This is a genomic window from Paenibacillus sp. B1-35 (genome assembly GCF_050474385.1).
GTDB lineage: Bacteria > Bacillota > Bacilli > Paenibacillales > Paenibacillaceae > Paenibacillus_B > Paenibacillus_B alvei.
On sequence record NZ_JBCHVJ010000001.1, the window covers coordinates 1,163,809 to 1,183,633 of the forward strand.

22 protein-coding genes are annotated in these 19,825 nt (G+C 46.2%); 6 read left to right on the top strand and 16 right to left on the bottom strand.

Annotated elements, in window-relative coordinates; translation table 11 throughout:
- Positions 1 to 132: 132 nt before the first annotated feature.
- The 6 genes from ACQ5BJ_RS04860 to ACQ5BJ_RS04885 all read right to left on the bottom strand — a co-directional run bounded on the left by ACQ5BJ_RS04860 (position 133) and on the right by ACQ5BJ_RS04885 (position 6,416).
- Positions 133 to 693 carry an outer spore coat protein CotE gene (locus ACQ5BJ_RS04860; RefSeq protein ID WP_005549842.1) on the bottom strand — a complete coding sequence of 187 codons (561 nt, stop codon included), beginning with the start codon at positions 691 to 693 and terminating at the stop codon, positions 133 to 135.
- Positions 694 to 817: 124 nt separating this feature from the next.
- Complete coding sequence (locus ACQ5BJ_RS04865; RefSeq protein WP_268599463.1) at positions 818 to 1,804, bottom strand: aromatic acid exporter family protein; 987 nt, start codon at positions 1,802 to 1,804, stop codon at positions 818 to 820.
- A gap of 161 nt (positions 1,805 to 1,965) precedes the next feature.
- Positions 1,966 to 2,823 (bottom strand): ABC transporter permease, encoded by an 858-nt coding sequence (locus ACQ5BJ_RS04870; RefSeq protein WP_430108890.1) that lies wholly within the window; start codon positions 2,821 to 2,823, stop codon positions 1,966 to 1,968.
- Entirely contained in the window at positions 2,801 to 3,601 is an 801-nt protein-coding gene (locus ACQ5BJ_RS04875; protein WP_005549838.1) for an ABC transporter ATP-binding protein, read from the bottom strand. Before ACQ5BJ_RS04875 ends, ACQ5BJ_RS04870 begins: the two co-directional genes overlap by 23 nt.
- Positions 3,602 to 3,637: 36 nt before the next feature.
- Positions 3,638 to 4,642, bottom strand: coding sequence for an ABC transporter substrate-binding protein (locus tag ACQ5BJ_RS04880; RefSeq protein ID WP_262866683.1), 1,005 nt, complete (start codon positions 4,640 to 4,642; stop codon positions 3,638 to 3,640).
- Between the two features lie 256 nt (positions 4,643 to 4,898).
- A complete protein-coding gene (locus tag ACQ5BJ_RS04885) occupies positions 4,899 to 6,416 on the bottom strand; it encodes a carboxypeptidase M32 (protein WP_005549835.1) in 1,518 nt (505 codons plus the stop codon).
- 172 nt (positions 6,417 to 6,588) lie between these two features.
- Between ACQ5BJ_RS04885 and ACQ5BJ_RS04890 the strand changes: the two genes are divergently transcribed.
- Entirely contained in the window at positions 6,589 to 6,930 is a 342-nt protein-coding gene (locus tag ACQ5BJ_RS04890) for an iron-sulfur cluster biosynthesis family protein (protein ID WP_005549833.1), read from the top strand.
- A gap of 28 nt (positions 6,931 to 6,958) precedes the next feature.
- Entirely contained in the window at positions 6,959 to 7,573 is a 615-nt protein-coding gene (locus tag ACQ5BJ_RS04895) for a beta-class carbonic anhydrase (protein ID WP_005549831.1), read from the top strand.
- A 304-nt stretch (positions 7,574 to 7,877) separates the two neighbouring features.
- Here the strand turns inward: ACQ5BJ_RS04895 and ACQ5BJ_RS04900 are convergent, their stop codons facing one another.
- On the bottom strand, positions 7,878 to 8,867 hold the full coding sequence (locus tag ACQ5BJ_RS04900; RefSeq protein ID WP_430108894.1) for a helix-turn-helix transcriptional regulator: 990 nt from the start codon (positions 8,865 to 8,867) through the stop codon (positions 7,878 to 7,880).
- A 65-nt stretch (positions 8,868 to 8,932) separates the two neighbouring features.
- Entirely contained in the window at positions 8,933 to 10,039 is a 1,107-nt protein-coding gene (locus ACQ5BJ_RS04905; RefSeq protein WP_430108896.1) for a CobW family GTP-binding protein, read from the bottom strand.
- 192 nt (positions 10,040 to 10,231) lie between these two features.
- On the opposite strand from ACQ5BJ_RS04905, the gene ACQ5BJ_RS04910 reads away from it, so the two are divergent.
- On the top strand, positions 10,232 to 10,771 hold the full coding sequence (locus ACQ5BJ_RS04910) for a PadR family transcriptional regulator (RefSeq protein ID WP_163980104.1): 540 nt from the start codon (positions 10,232 to 10,234) through the stop codon (positions 10,769 to 10,771).
- Between the two features lie 67 nt (positions 10,772 to 10,838).
- Here ACQ5BJ_RS04910 and ACQ5BJ_RS04915 read toward each other — a convergent pair whose 3' ends face one another.
- On the bottom strand, positions 10,839 to 11,384 hold the full coding sequence (locus ACQ5BJ_RS04915) for a DUF309 domain-containing protein (RefSeq protein ID WP_289355775.1): 546 nt from the start codon (positions 11,382 to 11,384) through the stop codon (positions 10,839 to 10,841).
- Positions 11,385 to 11,532: 148 nt separating this feature from the next.
- Between ACQ5BJ_RS04915 and ACQ5BJ_RS04920 the strand changes: the two genes are divergently transcribed.
- Positions 11,533 to 11,979, top strand: a complete 447-nt coding sequence (locus tag ACQ5BJ_RS04920; protein WP_005549820.1) for a hypothetical protein — start codon at positions 11,533 to 11,535, stop codon at positions 11,977 to 11,979.
- A complete protein-coding gene (locus ACQ5BJ_RS04925) occupies positions 11,979 to 12,269 on the top strand; it encodes a YxcD family protein (protein WP_005549819.1) in 291 nt (96 codons plus the stop codon). Before ACQ5BJ_RS04920 ends, ACQ5BJ_RS04925 begins: the two co-directional genes overlap by 1 nt.
- A 103-nt stretch (positions 12,270 to 12,372) precedes the next feature.
- Here the strand turns inward: ACQ5BJ_RS04925 and ACQ5BJ_RS04930 are convergent, their stop codons facing one another.
- Together ACQ5BJ_RS04930 and ACQ5BJ_RS04935 are read right to left on the bottom strand one after the other, a co-directional pair.
- Positions 12,373 to 14,517 (bottom strand): exosporium glycoprotein BclB-related protein, encoded by a 2,145-nt coding sequence (locus tag ACQ5BJ_RS04930; RefSeq protein WP_430108900.1) that lies wholly within the window; start codon positions 14,515 to 14,517, stop codon positions 12,373 to 12,375.
- Between the two features lie 120 nt (positions 14,518 to 14,637).
- Complete coding sequence (locus ACQ5BJ_RS04935; RefSeq protein ID WP_005547116.1) at positions 14,638 to 15,342, bottom strand: hypothetical protein; 705 nt, start codon at positions 15,340 to 15,342, stop codon at positions 14,638 to 14,640.
- Positions 15,343 to 15,407: 65 nt separating this feature from the next.
- Here ACQ5BJ_RS04935 and ACQ5BJ_RS04940 point away from each other — a divergent pair, with 65 nt between their 5' ends.
- On the top strand, positions 15,408 to 16,076 hold the full coding sequence (locus ACQ5BJ_RS04940; protein ID WP_005547114.1) for a class I SAM-dependent methyltransferase: 669 nt from the start codon (positions 15,408 to 15,410) through the stop codon (positions 16,074 to 16,076).
- A gap of 27 nt (positions 16,077 to 16,103) precedes the next feature.
- Here the strand turns inward: ACQ5BJ_RS04940 and ACQ5BJ_RS04945 are convergent, their stop codons facing one another.
- Genes ACQ5BJ_RS04945 through ACQ5BJ_RS04965 form a run of 5 tightly spaced genes read right to left on the bottom strand, consistent with a single transcriptional unit; the run spans position 16,104 to position 19,727 of the window.
- Complete coding sequence (locus ACQ5BJ_RS04945; protein ID WP_430108903.1) at positions 16,104 to 17,237, bottom strand: glycosyltransferase; 1,134 nt, start codon at positions 17,235 to 17,237, stop codon at positions 16,104 to 16,106.
- Between the two features lie 31 nt (positions 17,238 to 17,268).
- Positions 17,269 to 18,246 (bottom strand): PqqD family peptide modification chaperone, encoded by a 978-nt coding sequence (locus ACQ5BJ_RS04950; protein ID WP_430108906.1) that lies wholly within the window; start codon positions 18,244 to 18,246, stop codon positions 17,269 to 17,271.
- A 46-nt stretch (positions 18,247 to 18,292) separates the two neighbouring features.
- A complete protein-coding gene (locus ACQ5BJ_RS04955) occupies positions 18,293 to 18,946 on the bottom strand; it encodes a hypothetical protein (protein WP_268599663.1) in 654 nt (217 codons plus the stop codon).
- 32 nt (positions 18,947 to 18,978) lie between these two features.
- Entirely contained in the window at positions 18,979 to 19,362 is a 384-nt protein-coding gene (locus ACQ5BJ_RS04960) for a hypothetical protein (protein WP_262866624.1), read from the bottom strand.
- 38 nt (positions 19,363 to 19,400) lie between these two features.
- On the bottom strand, positions 19,401 to 19,727 hold the full coding sequence (locus tag ACQ5BJ_RS04965) for a hypothetical protein (protein WP_005547104.1): 327 nt from the start codon (positions 19,725 to 19,727) through the stop codon (positions 19,401 to 19,403).
- Between the last annotated feature and the right edge of the window lie 98 nt (positions 19,728 to 19,825).

The following is a 19,825-nucleotide window of genomic DNA, read 5'->3' on the forward strand; positions in this document are numbered from 1 at the left end:
TATCCTGTGGGTATATCATCAAGTTTATAGGCACAGGTACTGCAGCAGCTCACCCACCATGCGCATGTTGGTTGAGAGTATCCAAAAAGGAAATAAGAAACCGCCGCAAGCGGTCAGGGCCTGCGGCGATAATTACAACTCCTCATCCGTCAAGTCCGGTTCCAAATCGTCGAAGCTCTCGTCCTGAACGCCAAAATCAAAGTCCTTGTCTTCGAAATCACTGCATCCGTCCTTACATACGAGGACACATACCTTTGTCTCTGCAACCATTTCCACCAGAAACTCCCGTTCAACACGAATGGTCACACCGCGCCCATGAGAAGATACACTTGCTTCCACACAGTTCGGCTCCTGAACCGCATCGGCAGATACCTCGACAGTGGAAGAGCGGTGTTTCGGATCTACATACGACAACGGAACGAGATCTACATACGACACCGTTTCTTTCGCAACGTCAGTTTGGGAATTGTTGTCGTATGAATACCAGATGTTGATATCGTAAGTACCAATTACTTCAATGCCGTCTCCTGCCCGCACCGATTCATATTGATGGTTTATGATCCATGCCCCCAATATGCTTGTCGGATGATTAGGCGGAGAGACGGTATGTGTGACGACAGAGAACTTACGACCTTTGCCGCAGATTGCTTTCGTGATGATTTCCCGGCAGTGGTGTTTTTCTATGTTTGCCATCCTGTGGACCTCCTCCATACAATCATTCAATTAAAGTGTATGCAGGACATTCGTCTAGGGTGACAACAATTTTATCAGAGTTGACTCATTTTTTGAGAGTAGCGAAATGCTGGCCTGGCGCGGGTTATACGCCAAGGCGAAGTTGTTTCTTATCTCTTTTCGCTATCTTCAAATATTGCTGCAGCTCACGAATTACTTGCAAGACTGCCGCTCGTACTTCAAATTCACCTCTTGTTGCCGGCAGATCCATTTGACGGAATACCTTGTCCAACTCATTAATAAGCTGTTCTGTTTTCCCTGTATAATGCGGCTCCTTCACATCTTCGCTCAATTGATCGAACACATCCGCCACCAAATAACACTGAGGAAATGACTGATACACTTGGGAGAGAAGCTGCAAAATCCCCTGCACATTCTCAAGCTGCGCTTTGCGCATATAGAAATAGAGCAGCCATTGTTCATCTGCATGGATATCTTCCGTACGCATCAGACGATTTTCCAGCGCCTTGGACGCGATAAAGATCCCCTCATCCACTTTCTCATCTGCATCAATAATTTCATGCCCGTCCCATACATAAGTCGTATCCCGCAAGTTACTGCTGATTTGGGTGAATATGCGAGAGAAGTAAGCATCTACTTCCTTTTTGATCCGGACAAGCTTATCTTCTTCATTTGGCATATATACCAGATTCACAATGCTGGCCGCGCCAAGCCCGATTGCCAGCAGCAACATCTCATTCAATACACCGTGCAGCGTTAATGTTCCGGCCCCATAGATATGAAACACAACGACTGAGCTTGTTACGATTCCTTCTTTGAAATTGAGCTTTGCGATAATCGGAAACGCCACTAATATGTATAATGCCAGCACCCATAGCTCGAAGCCGAGAAGCCCGAACAGCAATGAAGCAAGAAGCAAGCCGACAACCGACGCCATGAACCGTGCCGACACCGTCCGTATGCTGCGCTTGCGGGTGACATCCACACCGAGAATGGCAAGCAGCCCCGCTCCCAGCGGATTCATCGCCCCTGCAAGATTGGCAACAATAATCGCTAGGATAGAGGCGATCGCCGTTTTAATGACACGAATACCAACAAATCCGAACACCATGTGTAAGAACGCTCCTTCAATGTAACCCTGATGTAATTTTACTATGATACATGTTCATTATATCGACTCAGATAACGTGTTGCAAAAAAAGAGGAATGCCATTCATTGGCATTCCCCGAGATATCAAGCACCCTCTCGTCTACGGCTATTGTACGCCGCAATTAGGCACGATTTACGATTTTACGTTCTAAGAAAGCGACTCCCTTATACATCAGGGTGGCCACAACCGCAATAATGACAAGCGAGGACATGACCAGTGTAAAATTAAATACCTGAAATCCATATATGATTAAATATCCAAGTCCGACCTTGGATACAAGAAATTCGCCAACGATAACGCCTACCCATGCAAGCCCTACATTTACTTTCAATGTAGATACGATGGCAGGAAATGAAGCAGGCAATATAACCTTGAGAAATATCGTCCTTTTCCCACCACCAAATACCTGGACAACCTTCACGTAATTCGGATCGACCTCGCGAAAGCTATTGTATACAACGATCGTCGTAATGATCACCGTAATCGATAAAGTTGTCACGACAATAGCCGTGAATCCAGCCCCGAATCCGACAATAAACAAAGGGCCAAGCGCGACCTTCGGCATACTGTTGAAGACAACCATATATGGATCAAGCACTCTGGCGAGAAATTCCGACCACCAAATCAGTACGGCAAGCAGCGTACCGAATACCGTACCGAGCACAAAACCCACAATAGTCTCCCCTACAGTCATCCCCAGATGCGGCCAGATGGAGCCGTTCATTACATCCTGCACAATTTGAGCGCCTACCTTGCTTGGATAACTGAATAACAGGACATCAATCCACTTCAGTCGTCCTGCAATCTCCCACAAAGCAATACAGGCGACCAGGATCACAACCTGTGTCACCATTACTGAAGTTGACAGTGCACCTCTTCGCGCGCGATATTGCGAGTAGGTCGATGCTACAAGCTGCTCCGTATTGTCCGAAGAATGGGACGGGGGCGTCGAATCATCAAACTCCGAGTGTCGGGCCATTGCTTTCCCTCCGATCTGACTCCTCAAGCTCTTTCCACAGGTCGTGGAAAAGATCATTAAATCCCGCCTGTTCTCGAGCATAGAATGGCGGGGATTTACGAATGGACTCAGGTATAATGAATGTGCGGCGAATGCTGCCTGGATCGCGGTTTAATACAATGACCCGGTCACTCACCGCTATCGCTTCTGATAGGTCGTGGGTGACTAGAATAGCCGTCTTGTTCCGCAGCCTTAAGGTTTCTACAATTAAGTCCTCCAGTTGCAGCTTTGTTTGATAATCCAAGGCCGAGAATGGTTCATCCAGCAGCATCAGCTCTGGTTCCGTTGCTAATGTCCGTACAAGCGCAACTCGCTGGCGCATTCCGCCGGACAATTGATGAGGAAATAACTTTTCTGTCCCTTCAAGTCCCATTCCATTGAGCAGTTGAACCACTTTCTCTTTCATCTCGGAGGTCAACTGCTTCGTAAGCTCCAACCCCATACATGCATTGTCCAGAATGGTTCTCCACGGAAATAGATAGTCCTGCTGAAGCATATAGCCGACATGGGATGAAGTGCCCCTCACTTGCTCCCCGTATACTTTTACATGACCGTAAGTTGGCTTCATCAAGCCAGCAATAATAGAAAGGATTGTCGTCTTGCCGCAGCCGCTCGGACCAACTAAACTGACAAATTCGCCAGGCATAATTGAGGCAGTTAGTTCATTAACCGCCAGCTTGGCTTCACGATCCGTCACATATACATGAGTCACGCGAGATAGTTCTACAGCTGGTACCATTGAGGCGCCTCCCTTCGAATGAGATGATGGCATCCGTCATTTCACCTGCTGGATCGCTTTTTTAGCAAATTCATTGTTAACGATTTGTTCGTGATGCACGCGAGCTTTCAACTCTCCAGCTGAGTCAAGAACATCCAGCAAGTGATTCCACTCCTGCTCATCCAGTATCGGATCTGTAGCATACGACTTCTGATCCTTATAACGCTTTACAGCACTCGCAACAATATTCCGATCAGCGTCCTTGAAGTAAGGAAGGATGGCATCTGTCACTTCTTCAGCGGATTGTTTTTCAACCCATTGCTGTGCTTTATAAATCGCATTGGTGAACTTTTGAATGGCATCCTTATTTTTTGAGAGGTTGCTTTGCTTGGACATGAAAGCCGTATAAGGAAGCTTGCCGCTCTCTACGCCAAATGATGCCACAACATAACCTTTGGCTTCTTTTTCAAAAATGGAAGCCTGCGGCTCGAAGAGCTGCACATATTCGCCAGTTCCTGAAGCGAAAGCAGTCGCTACATTGGCAAAGTCGATATTTTGAATCAGCTTCAAGTCTTTTTGCGGATCAATACTGTGTTTCTTCAGCGTAAACTCACCTGCCATTTGTGGCATTCCGCCTTTACGCTGACCCAGAAATACACTGCCTTTCAGTTGATTCCAATCGAAATTGTCCTGCTTCTCTCGAGCAACAAGGAATGTCCCGTCTGTCTGTGTAAGCTGGGCAAAGTTGATAACCGGATCCTCTGCCCCCTGTTGTGCTACATAAACAGATGTTTCTGACCCGACGAGCGCAACATCAATACCTCCTGAGAGCAGCGCAGTCATTGTCTTGTCTCCGCCAGAGGTCGTCTGCAGATCTACGTCCAATCCTTCTTCCTTGAAAAAGCCCTTGCCAAGCGCAACGTATTCTGGGGCATAGAATATAGAACGCGTCACTTCTCCGACCTTAATCTTCACTAAACCATTGTCGGAGCCACACGCACTTAGCACCAGCACAGTAAAAACCACAAACGCCAAGGCGCTTAATCGCCACTTGTGTCTCACCCGATATCTATCCTCCTTATCTGGAATGGGTAGTATGAACCTTTACATTAGCCTGCATCGAGCTGTTCAATCGAGATCGAGTAAACGAAGTACACGGCTGCAATTGAATCTGCCCTGTTGTTCGGTTATAGCATTGTATGCACGCATAGTTGAATTGGTTATTTGCCCGCAATCGGATATCAATCAGCAGACAATGGATATCACCAAAAAACGCAGTCCCCTAGAGGACTGCGTTCTTATTACGAAATCGATTCGATTACATGCCGTACACTTCGTTGGTCTTCTTCGTCAAATAATCAACTAAATATTGCGGGTTCAATGCCTCTCCTGTTATTTTCATAATGATTTCGGAAGGGGTTAACAGTTTGCCATATTGATATACTTGTTCAGTCAACCATTCCTTGATCGGCTCCAATTTCCCTTCTTCAACAAGTGCTTCCAAATTCGGAAGTGCTTTGTGCATCGTATGCATCATTTGCGCGGCATACATATTGCCAAGCGAATACGATGGGAAGTAGCCGAATCCGCCGCCTGACCAGTGCACATCCTGCAGCACGCCTTCGCCAGCATGGCTCGGACTTACACCCAGGTAAGACTCGTACTTTTCTTTCCACACACGAGGAAGATCCTCAACTGGCAGATTTTCGTTGAACAACATCTTCTCAATCTCGTAACGGATAATAATATGCAAATTATACGTCACTTCATCCGCTTCCGTACGGATCAGGGACGGCTCCACGCGGTTGACGGCGCGATAAAAGGTATCCACATCCACTTCGTTCAACTGTTCAGGGAACAAGCGTTGCAGTTCACTGTAGTAGCGATTCCAGAAAGGACGGCTGCGTCCGATCATGTTCTCCCAGAATCGGGATTGCGACTCGTGAATTCCCATTGATGTTCCAGTAGACAACGGCGTGCCGTCAAATTCCTTCTTGATGTTCTGCTCATACAGCGCATGACCGCCCTCGTGCAGAGAGCTGAATATTGCACTTGCCGCATCATCCGTCTTATAGTTCGTCGTAATGCGAACGTCCCCCGAATTCAAGCCGATCATGAACGGGTGCACACTTTCATCCAAGCGGCCTGCCTCGAAGTCATATCCCATTTCCTTCAGCAGATGCTGGCTAATTTCCTTCTGCTGTTCGATTGCGTAATCGAGATGCAAGAAATCATGAGCCGGTTGTTCGCCTTTCTCCTGCACAGCATGAACAAGAGGTACGAGACCTTCTTTTAGTTTGCCAAAAATGGCATCCAACTTCTCTACTGTCATTCCTGGCTCGTACATATCAAGCAGCGTGTCATACCGAGTATCCTTCACACCCCAGTAATCGATCAATTGCTGTGTCTTAGCCACGATGTCGCGCAAATATGGAGCAAACATCTCGAAATCAGCCTTTTCTTTCGCTTCCTCCCACATCGTTTCCGCATGTGAGGTCAATACCACATACTCCTGATACAGCTTCGAAGGAATTTTTCGGCTGCGATTGTACTCCTTGCGCGCATCCGTAACCATTTTCCGATCTGCAGCAGACAGCTGCTCGAACACTTCGGATTGCTCCAATGCATCCAAACATTCACCCATCTCATCGGATACGGACAATTTGAACATGTCCTCGGACAACGCTCCGATAGTTTTGGAGCGCTGCTCTGCACCTTTGCGCGGAGCACCCGTACGCAAATCCCAATGCATGATGCTCAATGCTTCTTCATAACTCTTCAGTTTTGTTGTTATATCCCGAAATTTCTGCAAGATTGCCTCATTTTGCGCATTCATGCACACTTCACCTCGTTTTATGTATGGTCTTTCTTCTTGATGATACGCGGTGAAAACGATATAATCAACATTCGAAAGCGATTGTGAATAACGATTTCTATTTTGGAATCATTTTTAACATGACTATTTCAACTTATTCTCGAACATTACAAGCCATAAAGGAGCAGATACGATGTCAATTTCCATTCAAGTGACTGCAGCAGCAGAACAGCAGCTCCAGCAGCGTCTCAGCTCCGCAAATGGCGGAATCATTAAGCTTGTACACGATACGGACGGTTGCGGCTGTGCCGTCAACGGAGTACCTGCAATTTGGATTATCCCACATGCTGACGCGGATGACTTGCCAATACCTTGCAATGCACCGCTTGAATTCGTTATGAACCGGCATCATATTGTGTTCTTTGATGAGAAATTGAACCTTGATGTATCGGGAAGTAGCGGCTTTTACAAGCTGAGCAGTGCACAACAAATTTATTCCACACACGTCGCATGCCATGATTACCGTGACAAATGAGGCGTCAACATGTAAGGGAGGAAATAACATGTCAAACATGTCTAACATCTTAGATTTCAACCGTGAATTCGTCGAGAAACGCGAATATGAACAGTATTTGACTGACAAATTCCCCGACAAGAAAATGGTCATAATTACATGCATGGATACTCGACTCGTCGAGCTCCTTCCAAAAGCAATGAATTTGCGAAATGGCGACGTCAAAATTATTAAAAACGCAGGTGCAATTATTTCACAACCATTCGGAAGTGTTGTGCGGAGTGTGCTTGTCGCTATTTACGAGCTCGAAGCAGATGAAGTTATCGTTATCGGACACTATGGCTGCGGGATGACTGGCTTGAATTCTCAACATATTATTGACAAGGCCAAACAGCGCGGCGTTGAGGATGTTGTTCTGGATACGCTGACGAACTCTGGAATTAAGCTGCACCACTGGCTGCGAGGCTTCAATGATGTCCATGAAGGGGTTATGAACAGTGTGCAAGTGCTTCGTAAGCACCCGCTGCTCCCTTCAGATGTACCAGTTCATGGTATGGTTATTCATCCTGATACGGGTGCATTGGAATGGATAGCAGATGGATATCGCTACTTGGATAACAACGATGCGGAACCAGGGCACCATACGCCCTCAGCTACCCGCTAATTCCGTTACATAGACACGGGCAAAGCTCCTGCATTAGAACGGGATTCCCTTTCTAGTACAGGAGCTTTTTGCGTTTGTCAAATGCCAATGGAGATACAATTGTTCATTTAGGAAGGTACGGTACCCAATGACCCGCTGTAATTTCGACCAATCGGAAACGCTCCAGCTAATAAGGATCTGATCACAAAGGGATATTTTTTTACCCATAAGCTCCCTCCTTCCTGAAACAGGTTGTACCTGTTTGCTTATGGATTATTGACACTGATTATCAACGAGATGAAAAGTGGACTCACCATCATGTATTTTATTGATAGCAGTCATCATTATTGCGCTTTACAACGACGCTTCCTGGATTCACCCCATATTTTCGGCGAAAAGCTTCCGAGAAGTAACTCGCATTCGTGTACCCTACTTCAAATGCGGTTTCCGTCACGTTCAGCTTCCCTTGCTGAAGGAGAAGTAACGCCTTCTCCAAACGCTTTTCTCGTAAATAGCCAAACACTGTCGTGCCATACATCTCTTTAAAGCTGTTTTTTAGCTTAAAATCGTTCAGTCCAACCATTTTAGACAGCTCGAGCAATGATGGAGGATCTGCCATTTGCTGCAAAATAATATCCTTTGCGTCCTTTATTTTTTGCATATCCAATTTTGTTAACGTTCTGGATCTGCTGCATCGTTCATTGAAAAACTGATGAAAGGCTTCAGCCAGTAATTCCATTACTCTGCATTCCAGCTCGATATTTTTGGTATAAGCGATCGTCGATGCGTCTAATATTTGTTGCAACCGTATTGTTGTCGTTGGCGTGATGGCTTCATGCTCACAATAATAGGAGCGGCTTCCCAGAATATGGGAAAAATCAATTTTTCGAGTCCCGTCGCTTTCCTCCATAAAATGATGAAACGTGTGGATCGGGATGCCGATACTTACCATATGATACGTTGTATTTCCAATGAACTCAAAGCTCGCATTCGCTTGATTAATGAATTGCAGTGAGCAACTGTCCGGTGAAAATTCATTTTTGACCCCGGCGATGCTCACTTCCCGAGCACCTTTCAGGCAATACTGAAGCTCAACCATAGCCGCCTTTGTCCGAAGCGATACGGTTCGATCATTGTGCATCGAATATTTAGAAACAATAACTTCGATATCCGTACGAGGAATGAACCTTCGAATCGCGCCTTCTCCTATATGTGCAGGAAGCAGCAATTGCTCATTGCGCTTTCCGTCGCTTCTTTGCATTTCAAGCCCGTCAAAAAACTGATTGAAATTATGATGAAAGTCGGTTTGCTTCATCCTTTTACGATCTCCGTGTTTAATTAGTAATCGTTGCTCTTGCTTCATGAATGCAAAATAAACTATTATAACTGGAATACTGTCTCTTGGAGCGTCTGTTCTAAAAAATTCGTATCTAAATGCTCACCAATTACAACGAGCACATCCTTCACTTCACCTTGTGGTGCAACCGGGATAAAATCAGATGTTCGATAAGCGAATTGAAACATATATCGTTTCGTTGTGTCCGTAAAGCTGACAATCCCTTTTGCCCGGTACACGTTCGCAGGCAGCGAGGACAGCCACTGTTCAAAGCGTTCACTGTCCATTGGTTGCGTCAAAGAGTATGTCCACGCGGTAACAAAGTCATGAGCATGTGCATGATGATGCGCTTCATGCTTTGTATGTTCCATAGGCTGCTCACTATGTTCATGGCTCACGGAGGCATCGATTTGATTGTCGGACTGTAAATCATCCTTAACGAATAAACGGGATCCTCCGGCATTTATGCAGCTTTGAAGCCACATCTCTCGTCCCATAACAGCGTGATCGGTGATGACAAGCTTCGCATGTTCATTCCATTTCCGTACCTGCTGCTGTACAAGTTCAATTTGATCCGCAATTGCCAAGTCAGACTTATTCAGCAGGATCATATGCGCTGCACGGATTTGTTCTTCCAGCAATCGCACCATCTTGCGATTCGCCTTTTGCAGCCCAGATTCATCTGCCAACAAATCTCCAAGATGCTTGACATCTACTACGGTCACAATATTCGTTAATACGATCTGGGAGTAAAGGGATACTTCAGTAATCGACTCGACTAGTTCCATAGGCTCTGCAATCCCCGTGCATTCCACATAGATGACATCAGGATTCTCCTCCTGTACAAGCTCGTACAGCTTCATACTGAAATCACCACGGAAAGAACAGCATATGCATCCTCCGAGCATTTCCTTCATGGCTACTTCTGGCGGAAGCTGCTGGCCATCAAGATTCACCTCGCCGACTTCGTTCATTATGACGGCGGGAACCAGTTGAGCCTCTGTGCTCCACTGCAGCCACTGCTTCAAAAGAGTTGTCTTCCCAGTACCTAAAAATCCAGATAATATAATAACCGGTATCGTCCGGTTTTGTGTACGATGTGATAATGGCATTGACAATAACCCCATTTCCTTATCATGCTTGCTCCCCAATCATACCCCCTTGTTCTATACGACGCAACAGCCCCTGTTCAGACAAGGTCTGCCCCATTTCAAAAGCACATGAAAAACGATATCATTATTGTGAAACGATCTTGCTATTATGTATGTTTTTACATATAATGGTCATTGTATATTTCTTTAGGAATGATAGAAGGGGTCAATCGAAATAAGGAGGGGTTAGAGTTGCTAAACACACTATCATACGGTCTGCTTGGCTTGCTGGCTAGCGATTCCTATTCAGGTTACGATCTTATGCTTCGCATACAGCCGTTTTGGCCAGCGAAGCACAGCCAAATCTACCCGCTATTGGCAAAGCTCGAACGTGAGGGACTGGTTCAATTTGTACGCATCGAACAGCGGGACAAGCCTGACAAAAAGGTATACTCCATTACAGAACAAGGGAAATCTGTCGTACTGGATTGGCTAGGGGAACCTCCTGCGGAGCAAACAACACGTGACGAGTTGAGCTTAAAGACAAAGTGCATTTGGATGGCTGAAAAAGAAATTACGATTCCGTTGTTCCTTACCCGCATGAAGCAGTTAGAAACCAAGACAGCTTATTTCGAAAAATTGCTTGATCGCATTCCAGAAAAAGAACGACATATTCGTTCCAAGCATTTTGGCGACTATATTTTGCTTCACCGTGCCATTTCTCTTGCAGCTGCTCAAATTGAGTGGTGCCGCTGGGTCGTTCAAATGCTAGAACATGATGGTGCCGAGTAAGAAGAGATTCGGTTTCCCGTCCGTGCCGTGCTCAATATGCAGACGGGAGCCTGCTCTTCAGCAGGCATCACCCCCGTCTCTCTTGCTTCCTGGTCTCATATGCTTGCTGTCTCGCTTCAATCACATCTGTGCGATCTCGAAGTAAATGCCTATCTCTTATCGCTGCGTCCTGATGGCTGCCATTCGTGCACCATCCCCATCCCTTTTGCGTACAAAAACGAGTGCATAAGTCTAATAAAATCGGATCCTCAATCGGGAAGTTCCACTCCGAATAATCGGGTACACAGTCAGTCCCCATTTGGGAATCCATCAGCCATACTTTCCGATCTTTCAATTCCTTTTTCAATCTTTCACCATTGAGGCCAATCGCTCCCCAATCAATGAATTCAGCATGTTCCAGTGCACTTGAAAACATTTTCAAGGCTCCTTTTACGTTCCCGCGACGTTCATGGTACAGCCCAACAGCAATTTGAACAAGAGCCAGCCATTGGCGCTTTCGTACCTCAGAGGACTCCTCTTTCCAATATTCCTCCATAATTTCATGACATTCGAACCAATCTCGAGACCCGTGAAAATGAGCCATATATTCAATATACGCTGCCGGATATTGCATTGCGTTCCTCCTTACTACAAATAAGCACATATGACAATGAACTTGATTTCATTTATTGTATCAATTTCAATATTTATTTGAAACCTCTATTTCCTTGAATCCGTATTACTACTTGTCAACAATTATTACATCAATAGGGAGGCAATTCATGCGTAATAAGTGGATTATGGTCGTTATGGCATTCTTCCTTATCTTCGCGGTAACTACACCGACGATGATGGACATTGCCGATGCCAAGCGCGGCGGTTCTTTCCGCTCTGGAGTGCAGAAATACAAGCCTGCTCCAAATAAGTCTACAAATAATCAAGTTAACCGTTCAGACAACACGAATCAGAGTAAAACATCAAGCACGGCACCGACACAAAATCGCGGGTTTTTCAGTGGTGGCAGCCTCATGAAAGGCTTAATGATCGGTGGTTTGGCCGGCATGCTGTTTGGCAGCATGTTCGGTAATCTCGGATTCATGGGAGATATCTTAGGACTCATGATCAACGTTATGGCATTATTCCTTCTCATTAGCCTAGTTATGATGGTTGTGAAGAGGTTCAGAAATAAACGCAACCCATCTACACCTGGCCCTGGGCGGTGGAATTAATGCAATATCGTCTGTCTATGGACGAGCTCATTAATGCTGTATGCCTTCATATTGCAATGCGCAAGCAGGTTCGTCCGGAAGATGTAAACGTTGAGCTCTGCTGGGACGAAGAGCATGGGTTTACTGCTGAGGTGTGGGTGCATGACCGTTCCCAATACTTAGTTGAATCCAATCTGCTCGAAGCCATTGAACAGTATATGAATAACGAGTATGGACAACGAGTATTTCGTCATCAGATTAAGCTTGATGTTGATGAAGAAATGTGGGCAGATATCGACACGAATCAATAATTAGACATAACGTATATAGGAAACGGCAGCTCTTGAGTCAAACGATGACAATCGTTGACCCAAGAAGCTGCCGTTTTTCATTTCCCTTCCTAAGAGGGTAAACCTATTGAGCTGATTGGATTGTAACTCCTGCACTTGCATAGCCTGCAATTGCAATTGGCTCTTGAACCCCTGAAGTCGTTACGAAGAATACCATAAGCAAACGAGTTTGAGGCGGCACTGGGATATTTAATCCCGATACCAATCCATTCACATGCTCACCCGCAGTTATGACTCCAGTCAATGGTGGCTGCAGATCAACAAGTGTTCCCGGAATCGGAGTAAATATATTGTCTGGTGTGGTTGATTGCCACAGTTGTGCATGAATGGTTAAGGATTGATTAACCCCACCCATACAGTCTAAGCAGAGTCCTGTTGTAACACTGAAGTATGCAGCTATAGACGTAATGGTTCCGCCAAGTGGAACTGTAAATGCAAGATTGAGCGGTATACCAGGTCCCCCGGTTAAGTCTATTGTAGGTCCAATAATCGTAGGTGTTGGCGCACTGTTACCGAAACCAATAAGAGCGCCAATTCCTGGTGCACCGCATGGCACAGTCGATAACAAGACTGGAAGAAATGATGCAAACGGAATAATAGATGCCACTACCGGTCCAGGCGCACCCGTCGCTCCCGTTACCCCGGTTGCACCTGTTGCTCCTGTTGCTCCTGTTGCCCCAGTGGCTCCTGTCGCTCCCGTGGCTCCGGTTACTCCTGCTCCCGTAGCACCTGTTGCTCCTGTCGCACCTGTTGCACCTGCGGCTCCCGTAGCTCCTGTCGCTCCTGTGGCTCCGGTTACTCCTGCTCCCGTAGCACCTGTTGCTCCTGTCGCACCTGTTGCACCTGCGGCTCCCGTCGCTCCTGTCGCTCCTGTGGCTCCGGTTACTCCTGCTCCCGTTGCTCCTGTTGCTCCTGTTGCTCCTGTCGCACCTGTTGCACCTGCGGCTCCCGTCGCTCCTGTCGCTCCTGTGGCTCCGGTTACTCCTGCTCCCGTTGCTCCTGTCGCTCCTGTTGCACCTGCGGCTCCCGTCGCTCCTGTCGCTCCTGTGGCTCCGGTTACTCCTGCTCCCGTTGCTCCTGTTGCTCCTGTCGCACCTGTTGCACCTGCGGCTCCCGTTGCTCCTGTCGCTCCTGTCGCTCCGGTTACTCCTGCTCCCGTTGCTCCTGTTGCTCCTGTCGCACCTGTTGCACCTGTTGCACCTGCGGCTCCCGTCGCTCCTGTCGCTCCCGTTGCTCCGGTTACTCCTGCTCCCGTTGCTCCTGTTGCACCTGTCGCTCCTGTTGCACCTGCGGCTCCCGTCGCTCCTGTCGCTCCCGTGGCTCCGGTTACTCCTGCTCCCGTTGCTCCTGTTGCTCCTGTCGCACCTGTTGCACCTGCGGCTCCCGTTGCTCCTGTCGCTCCTGTGGCTCCGGTTACTCCTGCTCCCGTTGCTCCTGTTGCTCCTGTCGCACCTGTTGCACCTGTGGCTCCCGTTGCTCCTGTCGCTCCCGTGGCTCCGGTTACTCCTGCTCCCGTTGCTCCTGTGGCCCCTGTCGCACCTGTGGCCCCCGTGGCTCCCGTTGCTCCTGTCGCTCCCGTGGCTCCGGTTACTCCTGCTCCCGTTGCCCCTGTCGCACCAGTTGCACCTGTGGCTCCCGTTGCTCCTGTCGCTCCCGTGGCTCCGGTTACTCCTGCTCCCGTTGCTCCCGTTGCCCCTGTCGCACCAGTTGCACCTGTAGCTCCCGTTGCTCCTGTCGCTCCCGTGGCTCCGGTTACTCCTGCTCCCGTTGCCCCTGTCGCACCAGTTGCACCTGTGGCTCCCGTTGCTCCTGTCGCTCCCGTTGCTCCGGTTACACCTGCTCCCGTGGCTCCTGTCGCACCCGTGGCTCCCGTTGCTCCTGTGGCCCCAGTTGCTCCTGTTATTCCTACAGCAACAGGTACCTGTAAAATAGTTTCCAGCTTCGATTGAAGTAACAGCTCTTTTTTCGTAACATCACGAAGCGTGTCTCTTACACTTTGATTGATTAATAATATATCGCTTAAGGTTGCTGGAGGAGATGACACACCCGGCAAAGTTCCGAGCACAAACTGTATTTTTTCTCCTTCAGCGTTGATGATATGGCTTAACCCCAGCTCTTCTAAAGCAATAGAGGACAGCAACAGATTTATAGCGTCATCTCTAGTAACGGAAATAATTGGTGTTATATTGGGAATATTTGCTTGAGACAACAACCATCCCTCCCTATCCTTAAAAGTAATTTCGATTACCCTATACATATATGTTTTTTAAGGATAAGGTGTTCTGGACACTACTGCTACCTAATGCCTATTTCACTCATATCTCCGCCCTTAATAGCAAGGATGGACATAACTACCATACTTAAAAGTCAATCGTTTAAACCCATTATGTCGCATCCACGAATCTACTCGTTTTTCAAATAGCTCGCCGCCATATACCGGATACCGTCTAGATGCAGGATGTGTCTGATTATAGTTAGCATGTTTGAAATCTTGCACATTCACTAGATAACATTGATCAGAGAAGCCGTAGCCGATATAAAAAAGCTCATCCTCACTACCCGCTTCTAACATCGCTTCATCATATCTGCGATTCCACACTGGATTCGCTACCTTAATACAAGGGTTCTGCTCCATTCGCGAAATCGCCTCATCAATCCACGAGAAGGTTGACTCTAGTATGGAATCGCCAGAGAAATGGAGCAAATAAGGTGTCTGGCATCGGTATATACTTACCAGCTCTGCAATAGAATAATAATAGCCTCCGGCAAATGAGTCTTTATCAATCTGAAAATAGTGCAATGCCTCGTCAGCATAATCATCAACGACCTCGAATTTGGTAAGCACGCCTGAATCAACTAGCCGCTGTGCATAGAAGGACACCTCTGCCACATCATTTACATTGTTAATATAGAGAATCACCTCTGAGAACGGGTACTTATTCAGGCTCACCGCTCTTTGCAGTCGATCTGTTTTTAACAACATCCTCCAGTCCTTTTCATAGCATTTGGTTTCGAAGGTAACTTGATATTTCATTTCCTTTCATTATCCTCCATTTATAAACATCAAAAATTCCCCTTAATTAGAAAGAAGGTATCTATATGTCTGATTGGAAACTACACCAAAAAAGCTTCGAATATGAGCAAATTGCTCCTCATCTGCTCCCCCATTCCGCTTGGCTGGGACATCGAGCATTCGCATATGATCTCATTTCATTTGTAAAGCCACAGTGCATCGTGGAATTAGGCACGCATTGGGGAGCATCCTTCTTCAGCTTCTGTGAAGCAGTCAAAGACAATGGCTTAGCCGCTAAATGCTATGCAGTTGATACATGGGAAGGCGATTCACATTCCGGCTCCTATAGTAAGGATGTATATGGAGAAGTAGAACAGATCGCAGCTGCATTATATCCAGAAGTGGCTGTCCTTATAAAAAGTACGTTTGACGAAGCCTTGCAAAATTTCGAGGATAACTCGATTCATCTGCTTCATATTGATGGATTCCACGAATATGAAGCAGTCCACCACGATTATCATACATGGCTGCCCAAAGTAGCAGAGAACGGGATCGTTCTATTCCATGATATATCCGTCCAACTTCATGGATTTGGCGTTTGGAGATTTTGGGATGAGTTAAAGACCCAGCATCCCTCTTTCCAATTCGATCATTCTAGCGGATTAGGTGTTTTGTTTCCTAAGGGAGATACGGCTTACTTAGAAATGTATCCTCATATCTCCCAACAGCTTCAGACGATGTATTCAGATAGGTAATCCATTTGTTACACCAATTGTTATGGATTACTGTTTATCGTACCAATCCCAGGGCTTAGCTACCCAATCATACGTATACAGCAATTGCGGAATGCGATGCTGGAGTCGAATGTCTGCAGCGCACCGTCCTCCCCATTCATCATCTTCACCGTAGCTAATGTCCTGGAACTGATGTTCGATAGCAACTCGTTTGGCATAGCACATAAGATGATTCGGTTTGCGATAATAATAATGCTCGTCATGCCCGTGTTGGTATTCAATACCGTACTTGCACAATTTATCTTTAATCCCATTTAGTTTGACCTGTACGTCAAACACGATGCAGTCTGCGCGCGGCTGCTGATCAATAGCCTCCAGCAATGTATCTACATAATTGGGACTGACATGATCATCATCATCAATAAAGGCAACAAATCGACCTTGTGCTTGTTTCAGCAATTGGTTTCGTTTATCGCCAATTGTTCTTTTTTTATTATCAATTAGGACAAGTATCTCTACAGGCTTACCCATAGCCTGCTGATGAAGATCCGCTAGGAGACGAGATAAGGCGGAAAGCCGCTCCGGAACCGACGGAATAAGCAGAGATAGCCCGCAATTCTGAGATCTGCTCCTGTCCAGCTTCTCAAAATAGGGGCTGAAGTATGCTTCATTACGTATTACACTTGGATGATCCGGTACATATAGCGCAGCCTGCAGATGATGTTTATAAGCCCGGTTGAGATCTCCCAGCCTGTCATAGCATACACATAACTGCAAATGTGGAAGCCATGTGCGATTGGCATCAGCACCTGAATGAACAGCATCAGATGGAAGCTGTGTCGCCAGTTCATACCAATATGCCGCATCTGACCACAGCTCTTGTATAAAATACTGATAGCCTATATGGCAGCAAAGTTCTGCATTCGGCCGCTCATATTGCAATCTTCGGAACAAGGTTCTTAGCACTTTGGCGTTCATGCCCAGTTTCGTGTAACATGTCGTTAAAAGTCCACAAACGGTAATTGCAGTGGAAGCTTCTAATTCCCCTTTGTCCAACAATCGCTCATAAATTACAATAGCCTGCTCCCACTCGCTTTTTCCCATATATTCATCAGCATCTTCCAGCAGTCCTGAGGATATGTCTGATTCGTGGTTATCTTCTCTTTGCTCGTGTATTTCCAAATGACATGCTCCCCCTTTAGAGCTTTTGAGACTAGCTTGGTACATATAATAAATTGTTCTTTATTATATGTTCCGGCTCCTCATCGGTGTCTGGCATTACATCCCGATGACTTCCTGCCACATACAAATACCCGCCATACAAATACTGCAATACGAGACCTTTTTGATATAGTTCTGTCACGTGTGCATGTGTAATGGCATTGGCAACATGATATTGCTGCACAGACTGCTCAACTTCATACCGTCTCATGACCTTCTCAATAATTGTCTCCATCGTTAGCGGGCTGTCTTGTACGAGGTTCAGGATAAAATGAGTGGTCTCGTTTATCCGGGTCATATGCTGCTTCACCAGGTTCATCATCCCTTTAATACAACCGCCATGATACAGAACATAAGCGGAGGCTCTAAGTGATAGCAGCTTGCGGAATGTACTTTTGGCCTCTGCAATATTCGTATAATAAAGAAGCTTTTGCTTTGACAAAGTATGATAACCGAACATAGCATCGCTGCAATATACAACATCATCTGGTGTAATGACACCAATCATACCGGAGCAATGTCCTGGCAGCGCTAGAATCTGCAGCGTAATAGCCCCAATCTGAAGAGATCCATCCGCATGCGGAATAAAGTCGGTTATGGAATGATCTGGCATGCAAATATTGCCTTCGCAAATGGGGGCCCCAAACGGTAATTCTGAACTGCATATTGACTTATGTCGCAAGTACATACCCGTTTGATGAGTGCTGTATATGTGAATATCTGGATATTGCTCCTTGAAATATTGATTTCCTCGAAATTGTACTTCATGACCATGGGTTATAATAATGGCTGCTACCTTGCAACCGTGTGCCTTGACAGCATGATCCACTTGCTGCGCTACAGTTGTACCCGCACCGCTGTCAATGAGCACCGCACATCTGGTATCGAAATCTAGATATACGCCAACGGCCCATCGCCCTGGAAGATAGTAGCTGGAACCCTCAATCCGAATAAGACCCGTGTCTGCCATCAGGCAATCTCCTTTCCCGATGATTGTGATGTAGCGCGTCAAGCCTTTATTTTCTGTAGTAAATCCTGCTGCCAATTTTAGATACAATCCTGTTTTGATTTGACTGCACATCCTCATTCACCTGATGGTTGGTGACAATGAACACTTGTTCTGAAGGTTTCATCTTCGTTTGTTTTTTTGTAGATCGGGGCTTGCGAACATTTTTGGGTACTGATGCGGAACTCGGAGGCCTTCTTTTCTTTACAGCACCGGCCACCTTTACTGCATCCCATACATTGGATACTTGATTGACAGATTGAACAGGCTGAACGATTTTTTGGTTTGGCTGCTCCAGCTTAACTTGATTGAAGGCTCGATAATAGTCCTCTAAATACCGAAGATGATCCTGCAGCTGCTCGACTAATAACCGATTTGTTAGATTCCATCTTCCGAGCAAGAATTGTGTGCGGCGCACAGAATCAAGCACTTCCTTAATCTGTCTATCATCCAAATGCTCGGTATGTGCATCAATTACGGTCTGCTTATATACTTGAACCCTTCGGTACGTGCATAAATGCAGCTCTCTTAACGTATCCACCATGGATAGTATTTGGACAACATGCAATTCTTTATTTTTCTGATCCCATCTTATATCCAGCGCATGGATGAGATGGAACACAGCTAGCAGCATTTTTGACAGTGGTTGAAACGTCTTGTTCATTGCTCATCATCCACCCCGCTCCAGCTTTGTTGTTAATAATCCAAGTCGTTATCTGTGGTATCGAACACATCTCCCTTGCTCCATTTTTGCCCCTTATTCGGGATCTTTGAAGCAGAAGACCTCGTTGGCGCCTGGAACTCCATATGTACGACCATATTTAATTTTTTTAACAGCAGCCATTCCGCCATTAACATGGAATCAAGAATTTGGACCACAGAGGAATTGTAATCTACAATTTCTTTAGGCGTTGGATGAGAAGGGAAATTCTTGTCCTTGCCAACGAATGCCATTGCCTTCTCAGCTTCCGTGAGGAGCAATTGTCCAAGGGCACCTTCTTCGAGAGAGAGCGATTGCAGCAGATGCGCAACAGCCTCATCAATTGTTGGAATGCGGTCATCTTCATTTCGGATGCTCATGTTCTCCCTCCTCTCTCTCCCTAGATATGAACAAATGCCTACTCTTCACAATCCTCACAATGCTCACAATGCTCGTGGTGATGGTGCTTCTCGAGACGAATTACATCTTCCAGCTTAAAATGCAATAACATTTGATTTTTTACAATGTTTCTCAGCATCCGATCTACACTGTCGTTAATTTTAAGCGCCTCTGACAAACACAGCTCCCGTTTCTTAATGACAGCTTGAATTTTTTCTCCTTCTGCGTTGATAATATGGGACAATCCAATTTCCTCAAGTGCGATTGATGTTAGCAGTAAATTGACGACTTCATTCCGCTTCAAAATGATTTCCGGCTTAATATCCGGAATATTGGGCATGGACATTGTACCTTGCCTCCTTATTGTTGTTCTCTTCCTAACCAGATGCATAACAAAGTTCGATTCCCATTATTTTTATGCCACAGGCAAATGTATCATGCTGA